The 14444-nt window shown below is 70.3% G+C and carries 10 protein-coding genes; 5 read left to right on the forward strand and 5 right to left on the reverse strand.

Annotation, left to right across the window (positions count from 1 at the left end):
• Positions 1-30: 30 nt before the first annotated feature.
• From ACFPL3_RS28570 to ACFPL3_RS28590, 5 genes are read right to left on the reverse strand one after another with little or no spacing between them, the layout of a single operon-like run.
• Positions 31-483, reverse strand: a complete 453-nt coding sequence (locus ACFPL3_RS28570; RefSeq protein WP_343945483.1) for an acyl-CoA thioesterase — start codon at positions 481-483, stop codon at positions 31-33.
• Entirely contained in the window at positions 483-6269 is a 5787-nt protein-coding gene (locus tag ACFPL3_RS28575) for a type I polyketide synthase (RefSeq protein WP_343945482.1), read from the reverse strand. The genes ACFPL3_RS28570 and ACFPL3_RS28575 overlap by 1 nt, the downstream gene beginning before the upstream one ends.
• On the reverse strand, positions 6266-7273 hold the full coding sequence (locus ACFPL3_RS28580; RefSeq protein WP_343945481.1) for an enediyne biosynthesis protein: 1008 nt from the start codon (positions 7271-7273) through the stop codon (positions 6266-6268). The genes ACFPL3_RS28575 and ACFPL3_RS28580 overlap by 4 nt, the downstream gene beginning before the upstream one ends.
• A gap of 21 nt (positions 7274-7294) precedes the next feature.
• Entirely contained in the window at positions 7295-9229 is a 1935-nt protein-coding gene (locus ACFPL3_RS28585) for a CRTAC1 family protein (protein WP_343945480.1), read from the reverse strand.
• A complete protein-coding gene (locus ACFPL3_RS28590; RefSeq protein ID WP_379589751.1) occupies positions 9226-10242 on the reverse strand; it encodes a DUF1702 family protein in 1017 nt (338 codons plus the stop codon). Before ACFPL3_RS28590 ends, ACFPL3_RS28585 begins: the two co-directional genes overlap by 4 nt.
• On the opposite strand from ACFPL3_RS28590, the gene ACFPL3_RS28595 reads away from it, so the two are divergent.
• The 5 genes from ACFPL3_RS28595 to ACFPL3_RS28615 are packed head-to-tail and all read left to right on the forward strand — an operon-like array spanning position 10222 to position 14442.
• A complete protein-coding gene (locus ACFPL3_RS28595; protein ID WP_343945478.1) occupies positions 10222-11406 on the forward strand; it encodes an ABC transporter ATP-binding protein in 1185 nt (394 codons plus the stop codon). The genes ACFPL3_RS28590 and ACFPL3_RS28595 overlap by 21 nt on opposite strands.
• Positions 11407-11432: 26 nt before the next feature.
• Positions 11433-12179, forward strand: coding sequence for an ABC transporter permease (locus tag ACFPL3_RS28600; RefSeq protein ID WP_379589741.1), 747 nt, complete (start codon positions 11433-11435; stop codon positions 12177-12179).
• Positions 12180-12199: 20 nt separating this feature from the next.
• The gene (locus ACFPL3_RS28605; protein ID WP_343945477.1) at positions 12200-12886 is read left to right on the forward strand and encodes a VOC family protein; all 687 of its coding nucleotides are present in this window, start codon (positions 12200-12202) and stop codon (positions 12884-12886) included.
• Positions 12887-12913: 27 nt separating this feature from the next.
• Complete coding sequence (locus ACFPL3_RS28610) at positions 12914-14044, forward strand: acyl-CoA dehydrogenase family protein (RefSeq protein ID WP_343945476.1); 1131 nt, start codon at positions 12914-12916, stop codon at positions 14042-14044.
• A gap of 29 nt (positions 14045-14073) precedes the next feature.
• On the forward strand, positions 14074-14442 hold the full coding sequence (locus ACFPL3_RS28615) for a VOC family protein (protein WP_343945475.1): 369 nt from the start codon (positions 14074-14076) through the stop codon (positions 14440-14442).
• The last annotated feature ends 2 nt before the right edge of the window (positions 14443-14444 follow it).

The following is a 14444-nucleotide window of genomic DNA, read 5'->3' on the forward strand; positions in this document are numbered from 1 at the left end:
GGCGCCCGCCGATTCGTGGGCTGGGGTGGATCAACGCGCTTGGGCGGCGACCGCGGCGTCGATCGCCGCGAGGAGGTCGTCGGGCACGGCCCGCGGGCTGAACTCCTCACCGTCACGTTCGAGCCAGCCGAGTTGCTGCTCGCCGCGTGCTGCCAGCAGCGGCTCCGTTTCCGCGGCCGCCGTTCCCACCCGCCAGTACTCGAAGGTCAAGGTCAGCCGGTTGAACACGTGGTCGCGCGGCCGCATCCGGATCAGCAGGCGGTCCCCGGCGGCCAGCTCGGCGAAGTACTCGCACGAACACTTCATCGTCACCAGACAGAGGGTCTCGCTCAGCTCCCGGACGACGCTCGGCGCGTGGTCGAACAGGAACTGCTCACGGCACTTGCCCTGCCAGCGCAGGTAGTGCGCGAAATACACGTTCCCGAGGGCATTGGTTTCCTCGAGGCTGACGACGTGGCGGTACTCGTACGCGGGCTGCTCCATCACACATCCGCTCCAGGGGTGCTGTCCGCAACGATCGCCACGACACGGCACCCCGGGTGCCCTGCGAGGACGGTGGCGTAGGTCAGCACTCGCCGCGATCCGGCGCGGAGGGACACCCACCCGTCGGCGTCGACCCTGTCCAGGGTCAGTGGCTCCAGCAGCTGTCCGGCCTTCCGGACCGCCTCGACGCCGGCCCACACGCGGGTCGCCGCGACGTCGAAGGCAGCGGTGGCGTCGAAGGGGGTTGTGGCGTCGGCGGCGATCTGGTCGGCCAGCGCGAGCGGGCCGGGTCCGAGCATCCCCGCCCAGGTGGCCCGACCACGTTCGGCCACCACCTCCACGTCGCAGCCGGCGCCGATCACGACCAGCGTGTGGCCGTCACAGTGCGACACCGACACCTCGGTGTCCGGCGCCGTGGCCATCTCCGGCTTCCCGTCCGACCGGTGGATCAGCTCGACCGGACCCCCGAGCAGGCGCGACAGCGCGACAGTGGTCGAGCTCGTCGCCTCCAGCGCAAGCGCGGTGCCGGCCCGGCGTTCGAGATGGGGCACGAGCAGGGCGGCGGGCCACTCGGTGCGGGAGGGCATCGGCTCGATCACTCGCATCGCCAGCCCGCGCCACGACTCGCACACGCGTCCGTCGCCGGTCCATGCGGTGAGGTCGACGACGAGTGTCTCGCCGTCGAACGACCGTTCCACCGCGCTCACCGTGACCGCGCCATGTGGGGGGCCGAACACCGTGAGCGCCTCGACGCCGACCGGCAGGAAGCGCAGGTGCGGCACGCACGCCTGCTGGGCGTGGACGAACGCGTCCCGCGCACCCGGGTCGCCGAGCCGCAGCCGCTGAGGGAGGTACTGGCTGAACCAGCGGGGCTCCGCTTCCGCCAGGATCTCCACCGTGCTGCGGTGGGCACGCAGCTCGCGGAACGCGCGCACCCGTCGGAACCGCTCGCCGTGGAACAGGAGCTCGCCGTAGAGGTGACGGTCGATGTCCAGCGGCACCGGCTCGGCGCCCGACACCACCAGCTCGGGCACGTCCGGGGGATCGGGCAGCCAGGTCGCACGGAAGTGCTCGGCGGCAAAACCGGTCTCGTCGCTGCGAACCACCACCGTGACCCGCCCGTCGACGGCGTCGCGGAGCGCGGCGACCCGGACGGTCCGCTTCCCGTCGGCCGGGACGGTGATCGGCCGTGCCAACTCGACGTCGGAGAAGTGGCCGCAGCCGCCGGCCGGCGGCGACAGCACGGCTGCGACCTGCGCCATCGCCTCGAGACCGACGACGGCGGGGAGCACCGGCACGCCGTGCAACGTGTGGTCGCTGAGGTACGGGTCGGTGCCGGTGTCGAGAACCGCGTCGGTCACCAGCTCGACGCCGGGGACGTGCACCTGCGGCCACTCCAGGAAACGGTCGAGGGGTAGTTCCGCGTGCTGGAATGCCAGGGTTCGGGATTCGCCGAACCGCCCGGTCGCGACGATCCCGACCGGACGAGGTGCCGCGTCCAGCAGCCGGCGCAGCAACGTGGTGCCTTCGTCCACGCTGATCGGCATGACTCCCCGGGCAGCGAGGAGGTCGATGAGACCGAGGGTGTCGCCCATGCCGACGCCGGCCCATACCGACCACTCCAGCGACAGGCACCGGCAGCCCGGCAGCCGCGCGCCGGCCTCCTCGACCTCTGCGGTCAGCCAGTCGTTGGCCAGGGCGTAGTCGCCGTTGCTCACCATGCCCATCCGGCCGATGATCGAGCTGAAGCCGACCAGTAGCCGCAGGTGCTGCTCGTCGACCGCGGCCAGCACGTTGCGCAGGCCGTCGAGCTTTGGTCCGAGCGTGCGCAGCAGTTGTTCCTCGGTCATGCCGTCGAGGGACTGGGGCTTGTTGACGCCGGCGGCGTGGACGACGGCGCTGACCGGACCGATCGACGTCCTGACCTCTTTGACCGCCGCTTCGATCGCGGTCGGATCGCAGACGTCGGCCTGCAGGTAGCGGAACCGCTCCCCACAGGTCGCGGACAGCCGGGCCAGGTTCTGGGCCAGTTCTGTGTCCGTATCCGGATCGGATCGACCGATGACGGCCACCGAGGCGCCCGATTCCCTCGCAAGGGCGATCGCGCACTCTGCTCCGATCCCCTTCCCGCCCCCGGTGACGAGCAGGACGTCGTCGCGACTCAGCGGTGTGCCTTGCCCGGCGGGATCGCTGTCGAGCAACCTCAGGGCGGGGCCGCGGACCTCGCCGGTGGGCAGAACATGGCGCTCGGCGAACCCGCGAACGCCTTCCGCGACAGCCCGGGCGACCCGCAGCGACTCGGCGTCGTGGCTCGATTCGATCAAGCTGATGTGTAGGTCAGGGCGTTCCCAGGCCAGCGTCCGTACCAGGCCACCCGCGTTGCCGCCGTGGATGACCGCGACCCGGTGCCCATGCGGCAACCGCGCCGCAGGGCGCAGCGCTTCCAGCATCTCGGCCGCGCTCTCGACCGTGCGCCCTGCCGGAACGATCACCACGAGACCGTCGCCGGAACCGTCGCCGTGGTCTGGTACGACGTCGAACGCGGCGCGCACGGCCTCCCGCAGGGGGTGGCAGGGGTGGGCCAGGAGGCGCCAGGTGAGGGGCCGCGGGCCGAGCGGCACCGTGGTTGGCTCCCAGACGACTTCGAAGGCACGCAGCCAGTTGCCGATCCCCGGGGCCTGCCCGGGAGCGTCGAAGCCGTCGCTCGGCTCTTGGTTCACCAGCAGGTTGGCGAGGTCCGCCACGGTCACGTCGGCGATCTCGGTGGGCACGGCCGGGCCACGCACGCCGAGGACGGCGGCGGCCTCGACCGCGATCTGAGCGATGGTGATGGAGTTCAGGCGCAGCTCGCTCAGCATGCGTGCCTCGCCCGTCACCACCTCCATCGGCAGTTCGGCGAGCCGTGCCAACACGCGCCGCACGACGGTCAATGCGTCCTCGTCCGGTTCGGCGTGCTCCTCCTCCACCACCGGCTCGTCGGTGGGGCCACCGCTCAGTGGGGCGGCGTCCTCTGCGGGGAAATGGGCGGCTGCCGATTCCGGCGTGCTCGCGCCGATGGCCGCTCCGGGCCGGTCCGGTGCCGATTCACAGGGATTTGCGAGATAGGTCCGCCCGCGTAGCGGGTCGGACGACGTGTTGATCCGGCCCTCCGCCAAGGCGGCGAGCCGGACCGGTGCCCCCAGCGCGTACGCCGCCCCGGCCGCGGCGAGGACACCACGCAGCGAGGACCCGCATGCGTCGAGCGCGATCACGTTCTCGCGACCTCTCGCGATGCCGGTGAGCACTTCGCCGGGACCGACCTCGATGAGCAGGTCGGTCTCCGCCGCGACGGCGGCCAGGGCCGCGTCGAACCGCACGGGGGCCGGGATCTGGCGGCAGAGGTGCTCCAGCAGGTCGGTGTCCGGGGCGAGCGGGGCCCCGGACACGGTGGAGACGACCCGGCCGGTCGGCGGCCGCAGCGCTGCTCCGGCCAGGTACCGGCGCAGGTCGTCGGCGGCAGGTGCGACGACGGGGGAGTGGAACGCGTGCGACACCGGGAGCCGGCGCGCGACGATCTTGCGAGATCGTGCACGGTCGACCGCTGCCGCCACCGCGTCGGAGGGGCCGGAGACGACCAGCCGGTCCGGTGCGTTGTGGACAGCGATGTTCACCGGGAGGCCTGTGAGGAGCCCTGTGACGACGTCCTCGGCCGCCGAGATCTCGGCCATCGCCCCGGCGTCACCCGGGAGATCGGCCATCGCCCGTCCTCGCACGCGGGCCAGCTGCAGCACGGCGTCGCGGTCGAGTGCGCCCGCCCAGTGGAGCGCGACCAGCTCGCCGACGCTGTGCCCGGTGACGACGGTGGCCCCGATGCCCAGGTGCCGCATGACGGCGAGTCCGGCGAGCTCTGCCAGCACGATGGCCGGCTGGGCGACCGCGGTGTCGCGCAGGTCGGTCCCCGCGGTCGGTTCCACGGCCCCGACCAGCTGCGCGATGTCGGGGAACCGCACCCCGAGTGCGCCCGCCGTCAGGTAGGTCGGCGCCGCCTGCCCCGGGAACAGGAAGCCGATCTGCGGTGCGCTCCCGGTGGTGCCCACGAACAGCCCGTGAGCCGGGTCGATGATCCGCGAGGTGCCGCGTTCCAGAACCGCGCGCAGTTCCTCCAGCCGCTGAGCGAGCTGCGCCGGCGTGGCTGCCAGCACGGCGGCGCGGACGGGGAGCGACCCGTCGGTGGCGGCGCTGCGGGCGATGGCCAGGTCGCGCATGTCGCCGAAACCGAGCCGTGTGGCCTGCTCCGCCAGCTCGGCGACCTCGCGGGTCAGGGCGCGCCCGTCGGCGGCCGCGAACGGGATGAGCTCGTGATCCTGGGAGGTCGCCGCGAGCGCCCGGTGGCGGGTCGACAGCCGAGTCCGGCGACCTGGAGCGATGGACTCCACAACGACGTGGGTGTTGATCCCGCCGAAGCCCATCGCGCTCACCCCGGCGCGCAGCTCACGGTCGGCCGGCCACACCTCCGGCTCGCGCGGCCCGCGGAGTCCGTCCGCCAGCTCGGGATGCGGGTCGTCGCAGCCGGTGATCGGCGGTATCACCTGGTGCCGGACTGCCTGCACGGCCTTGATGAGGCCCGCGACGCCTGCTGCGGCCTTCGTGTGGCCGATGTTGCCCTTGATCGAGCCGATCGCGGCGGGGCGCGCCGCGTCGGCACCCGCTTCGCGACGCGCCGCCTTGATCGTGGCGAGCTCGGTGGCGTCCCCGACCGCGGTACCGGTGCCGTGTCCCTCGAAGTAGGCGACGGTGTCCGGACCGAACCCCGCCAATCCGTAGGCGCGTCGCATCGCGAGCAGGTGCCCCGACATCTCCGGCCGGGTCAGTCCGCCGCTGCCGTCGGAGGAGATCCCCCATCCGCGCAGCACGGCGTGGATCCTGGCGCCCCAGTTGATCGCGTCGTCGAGCCGAGCGAGCGCGAGGAACCCGCAGCCCTCCCCGGGCCAGAAGCCCTCGGAACGGGTGTCGTAGACCCGCATGAGATCGGCGGCGAGCGCGCCCGTCTTGGCGAACCCCACCAGCTCGAACGGGTCGATGCTCAGATCGACCCCTCCGGCCAGCGCGAGGTCCAGCTCGTGCCTGGCGAGCGAGGTGGCCGCGTTGATGACGGCGAGCAACGACGACGAGCACGCTCCGTCCACCGTGTAGCCGCCGCCGTGGAAGTCGTAGGTGTTGCAGATCCGTCCGGCGATGGTGTTGGACAGCCCGCCGGCCAGGGAGTCCTCGGTGATCGCGGGGAACGGCGCCTTGTACTCGTGCTCGACCTCGGCGAGCAGTGCAGTGAGATCGTCGTCGCTCCACCCACGACGGGCCAGGGCCGCGCCGAGGGTGCGGCGAACGTAGGGCCAGCGCAGCCGCAGGAGGCCGGAACGGCTGAACTCACCGGTCAGCGTATTGCCGACGACCAGGCCGACGCGGTCACGGGACACTTCAGTGAGGCCGTCGAAGTCGGCATCGGCCAGGGTGCGGTCCGCGACGTCGAGAGCCAGCCAGTGGGTGAGGTCGGTGGACCGGTAGGTGCTGCCGCTGACCCGGAAGCGAACGCGGTCGAACTGGTAGTCCGCGATGAGCGCCGCGTGCTGCGCGTAGATCGCGTCCGGGGTACCCCGGTCCGGGGAGTAGTAGTCGTCGAGGTTGAGGCGCTCCGGCGGGATGCGCCGGAACGCGCGCCGCCGGCTGAGCACGTTCTCCCAGAGCTGACCAGGATCGTCGGCGTCCGGGTAGGTGCAGGCCATACCGATGATCGCGATAGCGTCGCTCACCCTGTCGCGCCCTTCGCCTCGTTCACGATCGTCACCTGCGCCGACACCAGGGGTCGCTGCGGTGCGCGATCACCGCGGCCTGCATCGACGGCGTCGCGGTGTCCGGCCGGCAGCCGTCGCCGGCGCAGCTCGATCCACCACAACCCGGCGGCGCGGACCAGACAGACGATCACCACGCAGTAGAACAGCCCGTAGACGACGTGCAGGCTCACGAGCAAGCCGTACACCGTGGCCGCGCCGAGACCGAACGCCACTTGGTTGCGTGGCCGCGCCGGCGTGGTGCCGGGGTCGGTGATCATGTAGTTGGTGAACAGGATGAAGGTCGCGCCGACCATCATCCCGAGGCCGCCGAGCAGGGTGTTCTCCTCGGGAACCAGCACGGCGCGGATCACGGCCTGCGCGGCGAACCCGAGGACCCAGGCTGCGATGAGGGGCGCCTTGCCGGTCAACCGCACGTTCAAGAAGGTGCCGAAGACCAACAGGATGCCTGGGATGAGCCAGTCGAGCAGCCCGCTGGTGGTTTCGGTGAAGTGGTAGGAGGGCGCGGGTCCGACGAACGGATAGAAGGTCAGCAGCGCCGCAACCGCCACGTTCGACGGGTTGAGGACGTGACGCATCCGGCCGTTGACCGGGGCGCGGACGAGGTACTTCGTGCAGATCGCGATGGCAGCGGCCAGCGCACTGGGCCACAGTCGGTCGCCCGGGTAGAGCAGTAGGCCGATCGACATCGCGGAGATGTGGGCCGGGAGCATGAAGTCCACGAAGCCGATGAGCCCGGAGTCGAGGAACCGGGGCGTGCGCTGCTGGCAGCGCGCCTCCACCGTCTCCAGCACCAGTTCCAGTCCGTAGGCCGTGAACAGGGTCACCAGGACCTGCGCCGCCGACGGTTCGAAGCCCAGCAGGAGATGGCCCACGATCGTCAGGATCGTGATCGAGAGCGCGAACCGGCGCAATGCAGCGATGCGTTTGTCGATCGTCTTCGCCGGCGTTCCCGATCCGCTCACCGGTTCGGTCCCTTCCATCGTCTACCGACCTTCCCCGAGAGTGAGCGCGAACCGGCCTTCGTGGAGCTCGAGCGAGCGGTTGTGCACCTGGCCGTCACGGCCGCGCCACCTGACATCCGCGGTGACGGGCTGATCGCCGAGGTCGCCGACGCCGAAGTGCAACCGGGGGCTGCGGGCGCTGGCGTGCCCGTTGCCGCCGTCCACCTGCTGGGTCAGGGTGCGGCCGTCCGGCAGCGTGAGCACGACGGTCGCGCCGTACGCCGGCGAGCCGGGTTGCACCTGGTCGGCGGGTACGACCTCGCCGCTGGGCTGGTCCGCGCCTTGCGGAGGGAGGCGCAGGTCGAGGGTGATCGACTCGCCGCAGCTCAGGCACCGGTTGCGAAGCAGGTGGGACTCCGCCCACTGCTTGGCGATCGCGACGTCCAGGTTGCCGTCGCCGTCGACGTCGCCGGTGGAGACACCGCGAGCGGGCTCCCGATCGGCGAGACCGACATCGGCGGCGGCGTCCACCCACCGGCCGTCCGCCGCGCGGACGAAAAACGCGTTCGGCTGGGCACCGGATATGTCGACGCCGTCGGCGAACCGCGGCCAGAATCGGACGTCATGGGCGAGCTCGTCGTTCGCGAGCGCCATCTCCTGCAGTTGCGGCCACAAGTTGACCTCGCCCTTGACGAAACCGGTCGTCTGCAGGAGTTCGGAAACACCGTCGTTGTCGAAATCACCGAACTTTGCGTCCCACGCCCATCCGGTGCGGGCCAGGCCGAGCGGGTCACCGGCCTCCTCGAACGGCGCGACACCATCGGCCATCTCGTCCACCCGGCCGGTACCCAGCCACGCGAAGTGGCTCTCCATCAGTCCGAACTCGCTGGTCAGATTGCTCACGAAGATGTCGGTACGGCCGTCGCCGTTGATGTCGCCGAAGTCGACCCCCATGCCCTTGAAGGAGTCCTGGCCGAGCACTTTCGATTTGGGGATCGTCGGGTCGGAACGTCCGGACAGGACGTCGAAGGCGACATTGCCGGGGGTGGACCTGTTGAGCAGCAACCGGTCGGGGCCGAAATCGTGCGCGAAGTAGATCTCCGGGAGCAGGTCGCCGTTGAGGTCCTGGGTGCCGAGGCCGAGGGTCCAGCCCGCGGCGACGTCGCGCGGCAGCGCGTCCGATGCGTCCCGGAACCCGACCGTCGGGTCCGCCCCGCCGGTGCCGTTGGCGAACAGCAGGATCCGGTCCCGGCCACCGTTGAGCGCGTTCGACATCGAGTCGTGCATCTGCATGTTCGGGTCCGGGCCCGCCTGCGGGTCGAGGAGGTGGGTATCGTCCGGGAAGTAGTTCCCGATGATCAGGTCCTGGTGGCCGTCCCCGTCCACGTCGGCCGACACGACGGTCTCGGTGGCCCAACGCTCACCGCCCGGCGCGACCTCGACGGGCTTGAACGCGCCGGCGCCGAGGTCGTCGACGGTCCGCAGGAACAGGACCGGAGTCCGTCCCCAGTAATAGGTGAGAAGGTCTCGCTTGCCGTCCTCGTTGAAGTCGCCCGGCAGGCAGCCCATCGGGGCCATCGTGTCGCGCTGGTAGGGCAGCGGTGCAGCATTCAGGACGAACGGTGCGTAGTCGCCGGTGGTGCCGGGCGCGGCGGACACGGTGATCGTGTCGGTGCGTGGGTCGACGAGGCACACGTCACCGTCGCGTCCGGTGTCGCGCAGGTCGGTGAGTGCGGCAGCGGCGCCGACGGCCGAGATCCAAGACTCGATGTGCTGGTAGTCGGGGTGCACGTCACGCACGTGCTGCATACCCGCGACCGGGAGCGATGCGATCGGGTGCCGGTCGAAGGCGAACCTGGCCTGCACCGCCTGGGTGCCGCCGATGCTCGCCCGGTCCAGTTGCGCGCTCCACCCGAACCCGGCGAGGACGAGCACGGCCAGCAACGGAGTCAGCACACCACGCAGTCGTCTGGTCATCGGCCCGTCTCCCGGAAGTGGTGCTGGACACGCGTCCGCCAGGTCTCGTAGGCCATCGGGTCCTCCTGCGGCACGAGCCCGTCGAGCGATTTCTCGTACAGCGCGTGTGCCTCGTCGACGGTGAGCCCGCAGAGCTGGGCGCAGCCGCGTTCGGTGTCGGAGTTGGCGTTCCTGGCGGTGACCCGCGCTGCGGTCGCAGCCACCGCTCCCTGGGCGAGCGCGGGCCGCTGGCCGCCGGACAAGCCGGCCAGAGTGGCCAGAGCAGCGTCCGGTCCACCGCCGGCGTAGGTGGCAGCCAGGCCGACGCCACTCCACAGGTCCGCGGCGAGGTGTGCGGAGAACCGCCGGACGGTGGTGGCGATGCGGTCGGGGTCCGCGCCACAGCGGAACCACAACGCCCGGCCGACCCCCTGGTGGAAGGCGCGGTGTCCGTAGGCGTCCCAGCTTCTCGCCCCGTGGACGTGCTGCACGGCGCCACGGGCGAAGAACACCTGGTGGAACCCGTATCCGTCGTAGTGCAGCCACTGCAGGAGCGGGTCGAGCGCCGTGGTCGGCCAGGTGCGACGGCGCAGCCGGGCGTAGGCCCACCCGGCCCCCGCGTGGATCAGGAAGGGCTCGTGGGCACCGGGCCCGGCCAGAAGGCGGCTGAACCGCCCCCGTCCAGGTAGTGGGAGGGCGTCGAGCAGGGTGTAAGCCATCGCGGCTCCCTCGAACGCGAACCCGCGACGATCCGCTGCCACCCGGCGTTGCAGCTCGGCGTCCAGTAGCAGCTCGTCGTCCTGGACGAGGGCGGCGTTGTAGCCGTCGACGAAGGCCGCCGCGTGCCCCTCGAGGTGTGACTGCACGTCCGGCTCGCAGGCGTCGAATCCCCGGGCCTCGAAGCGGGTCTGGGTCGCGTCAATCCCGAACAGTGTTTTCCGGACCCGCAGCACACGATCACCTTCCGAAGAACGAGCGGAGATCTTGGTGGCCGATCTGCAGTCGGCGACCGGTTGCCCGGCGCTCCTCACCATGGTCGCGCCGAGTTTCGTGGTCAATTGCCTTCGATGGCGTATTTCGGTCACTTCCGTGTGATCGCACCGCTCAGCGACATGGCCGGTTCCGGTCAGTCGGGTTCAAAGGTGCAGGCGGCCGGGTCTACCGTCGACTCCGACGTTGCGCGCTGCCCGGGCCCGGTGTCCGTAGTGGCGTTTTCGACCGGGGAAGGACGGATCTCGACCATGAGTGCCGTCATCGAGGCAAATGAGCTGACGAGGTCGTTCGGTCAGATCCGCGCTGTGGACGGCGTCAGTTTCTCCGTCGCGCGAGGTGAGGTGTTCGGGCTGCTCGGGCCGAACGGCGCGGGCAAGTCGACCCTGCTGAGAATGCTCACCACATTGCTCACGCCCACGTCGGGCAACGCCTCGATCCTCGGTCACGACGTCGTGCGCGACGCCGCGCAGGTGCGCCCGAACATCGGGGTCGTGTTGCAGGAGGTCGGGCTCGACGACCGGCAGACCGGGTACGAGGTGCTCACGTTGCACGGTCTCCTCTACGGCCTGAGGCCGCGGGATGCGCGTGCGCGCGCCACGGAGATGCTGGAGATCGTCGGCCTCGCGGATGCCGCCAACCGGCGGGTGGGTGCGTACTCGGGCGGGATGCGCAGGCGCATCGACCTGGCGATGGCCTTGCTCCACGAGCCGCCTGTGATGTTCCTCGACGAGCCCACGACCGGGCTGGATCCTTCGTCGAGGGCTGCGATCTGGGATCTGCTCGCGCGCAGGTGCGCCGAGTCCGGCACCACGATCTTCCTCACGACGCAGTACCTGGAGGAGGCGGACCGCATCGCGGATCGTGTGGCGTTCGCCGACAGGGGGCGCATCGTGCGGGAGGGCACGCCGAGCGAACTCAAGGCCGAGCTGGCCACGGACACGGTGGAGATCACCACGGCGCTTCCCGAGCAAGCCGCCGCCGTCCTCGCCTCGGTGCCCGGGATCCGGCAGGTCCTCGCTCAACCTGGCGGCGTCACCGTGCGCATCCAAGAGGCATCGGTGCACCTCGCCCCGATCGTCGCGGCGTTGCTCGCCGCGGACCTCGAGCCCAAGGAGATCGTCGTCACGCAACCCACACTCGACGACGTGTTCCGCGTGATCACGACCGTGGACGAGCCGGCCGGACGCGGCGGAGGCGAGCGTTGATCATGGTGGGATATCTCGTGCAGTTCGTGACCATCGCGAGCCGCACCATCACCTCGATCATGCGGGAGCCCGCGGCCTGGTTGCCCGCCTTGCTGACTCCGATGTGCATCTTCGCGGTCCAGGTCGGTGCGTTCGGCCAGATCTCGGGGCGGGCGTTCGACGTGCCGGACTACGTCGCGTTCCAGCTGCCGGTCGCGATGCTGATCGCGGCGTCGTTCTCCTCGGCGGGGCACGCCGTGGTCACCGACATCAGCAGCGGCTACTTCGACAAGCTGTGCCTGTCGCCCGCCCGGCGATCCGTTCTGCTCGTCGGGAGGCTGGCAGGGGAGATGTGCGGCGTTCTCGTCTACATCGCTGTGCTGCTCAACGTCGGGCTCCTGCTCGGTGTCCGCTTCGGGGGAAATCCGCTGGTCGGGGCGATGACGCTGTATGCGCTGATGGTTCTGTTCGCGATCGCCTACGACGCGATCGGGATTGCGGTCGCGCTGCGGACCGGTTCACCGAAGGCGGTCCAGGCTGTTTCCTTCATGATCTTCTTCCCGCTCCTCTTCATCACCCCGTGGAGCGTTCCCCGTGAATACATGACCGGCTGGTTCGCCACGCTCACCAGCCTCAACCCCCTCACCTACCTGTTCGAGGCCGCCCGCTCGGTGTTCGGCACGCCCGACACCGCAGTGATCACCCGCGGTCTGGTTGCCGCTACTCTGTTCAGCGCGGTGACGCTCAGCCTCTGCGTGTGGGGATTTCACCGCCGGTTGCGCGCCGGTACCTGATCTCGTCGAAGGAGCCGCTCATGCCGCTCGTGGAGAAGCACTCGCACGGCGCTCTCTGCTGGGCCGATCTGGCAAGCACCGACATCCCGGCCAGCGGCGCATTCTATGCCGCGGTGATCGGGTGGGAAGTCCGTCCCGCCCGCCCACCGGCCGCCGACGGCTACCACATCTTCCTCACCGACAACGAGGACGTGGCCGCTCTGTGGGGCCCGTACCTCCCCGGCTCGCCGATCGGCTGGACGCCCTACTTCGCAGTCGACGATGTCGACGCTGCCGCTGAGGCCGCGCTCGGGCTCGGTGGCATCCACCTCCGCCCGCCCCATGATGTGATCGGGCTCGGGCGTACCGCCACGATCGCCGACCCGCGCGGGGCGGTGTTCGCGATCTGGCAGCCGTACACGTTCGCGGGGAGCGCGCTCGTGGACGAGGCGGGAACCCTGCACTCCGCCGTGCTGGTAACCCCGGACCGGGCGCAGGCCGTCGATTTTTACACCGCGGTGCTGGGACAGGCGCCGGCCCTCGACGGCCGAACGACCGGGTCGGAAGCAGGGTATTGGCACCTCCACCTCGCGGTGTCCGATCACGGCAAGGCCGCGGAGGTCGCCCGCCACCTGGGCGGGACCGTGGTCGACGCTGGGCGACGGAGCACCGAGCTGCGAGACCCGGCGGGCAATCCGTTCTCCGTCACGGAGATCGCGGTCGACTGAGCCGAGCGCGACTCGAGGAGCACGACGATGTTGATGCTCGACAGGGCGCGGTCGCGGTGCGACCACCACCACCCCGGACTCCTCAAAGCCCTCACCGACCTGCCTTTGCCTGAACGCGAGGCGCCGACAGCTCCGGGGGTCGGGTTGTTCCGTGCCCACGACGGACCGGGACTGCTGCTTCCGACGGAGCTGGGCGGAGCGGGGGCCGATCCGGTCGACGCCGTGCAGGTGATGCGGGCGCTGTCGACATGCTCGCCATCACTGGGGGCAGCAGCGACGATGCACCACTTCTCGGTGGCGGCGCTGCTCGGTCTCATCGGCGACGAGGTGCGGGTCCCGCCAGCTCAGCTCGACCTGGTCACACGGATCGCGCCGGAGAACCTGCTGGTCGCCTCCGGTTGGGCGGAGGGAACCTCAGGACAGGACCTGCTCGAACCGGCGGTCACCGCGGTGCCGACGGACGGCGGCTATCTGATCAGCGGTAGCAAGAAGCCGTGCAGCCTCGCCCGGTCGATGGATCTGCTGACGGCGAGCGTCGCGATTCCGGGCGAGCAGCCCCCGATCGGGGTCATCGTCATCCCGGCGGACACGCCCGGGATCTCGCGACACCCGTTCTGGTCCAGCCAGGTGCTGGCCGGCGCGGAGAGCGACGAGGTCCGATTGACCGACGTCTTCGTGCCTGAACAGCTGATGCTGCGAACGCGGCCGGAAGACCCGATGGTGATGCTCGACCTCCAGAACGCCGGGTTCACCTGGTTCCAGATGCTGATCACCTCGGTCTACGTCGGCGCGGCCGGTGCACTGGTGGAACGGGCGTTGGCCCGCGGCCGCGGGTCGGTGACTGACCGCGCGGAAATGATCGTGCAGCTCGAGTCGTCCGCGGCACTGGTGGAAGGCGTCGCCAGGGCGTTGCGTGACGGCATCGACGTCGACGTGGCTGTCGCGGCGGTGCTAACCGCACGTTTCGCCGCGATGCGCAGTCTGCGCGCGGCCACCGATCTCGCGACCGAGTTGCTCGGTGGGAACGCGTTCTTCCGCGACTCGGAGGTCGCCCTCCTGCTGTCGGCGACTCGCGCGATCGCCTTCCACCCGCCGTCGCGTACGGGTGCGGCCGAATCATTGGTCAGTCTGCACGCCCCAGACGCCGCCGCGACGTGACGATACAAATCCTCTTCAGGGAGAATGGCGTGGCCGACAACACCAGCAACCCCTTCCCGACGACATCGATCTATCCATTGGTCCCGGTGCGGGACATGGCCGCGGCGGTCGAGTTCTACCGGACCTGGATGGGGCGCGATGCCGACATCGTGGTCGAGCCCACGATGCAGGAATGGCAGCTCGCTCCTGGGATGTGGCTGCAGGTGGCGGAGAAGCGCGAGACCGCCGGAACCTCCGTGATCCGGATAGGCGTCGACGACGTCGCGGTAGCGCGCACGAGCCTGGTCGAACGCGGTCTCGACGTGGATGAGCCCGTCGACTACTTCGGCGTCGTCCGGGTCGCGGACTTCCGGGATCCCGATGGCAATCGGTTCTCTCTGGTCCAGGAGCTGACCTGAGC

The sequence above is a fragment of the Pseudonocardia zijingensis genome (assembly GCF_042657305.1).
Taxonomy (GTDB): domain Bacteria; phylum Actinomycetota; class Actinomycetes; order Mycobacteriales; family Pseudonocardiaceae; genus Pseudonocardia; species Pseudonocardia zijingensis.

What these genes read in the sequence shown, in the direction of transcription:
- ACFPL3_RS28570 (WP_343945483.1), bottom strand. Translation starts at nt 483, where the DNA reads ATGGAGCAGCCCGCGTACGAGTACCGCCACGTCGTCAGCCTCGAGGAA.
- ACFPL3_RS28585 (WP_343945480.1), bottom strand. Translation starts at nt 9,229, where the DNA reads ATGACCAGACGACTGCGTGGTGTGCTGACTCCGTTGCTGGCCGTGCTC.
- ACFPL3_RS28590 (WP_379589751.1), bottom strand. Translation starts at nt 10,242, where the DNA reads ATGGTGAGGAGCGCCGGGCAACCGGTCGCCGACTGCAGATCGGCCACC.
- ACFPL3_RS28605 (WP_343945477.1), top strand. Translation starts at nt 12,200, where the DNA reads ATGCCGCTCGTGGAGAAGCACTCGCACGGCGCTCTCTGCTGGGCCGAT.
- ACFPL3_RS28610 (WP_343945476.1), top strand. Translation starts at nt 12,914, where the DNA reads ATGTTGATGCTCGACAGGGCGCGGTCGCGGTGCGACCACCACCACCCC.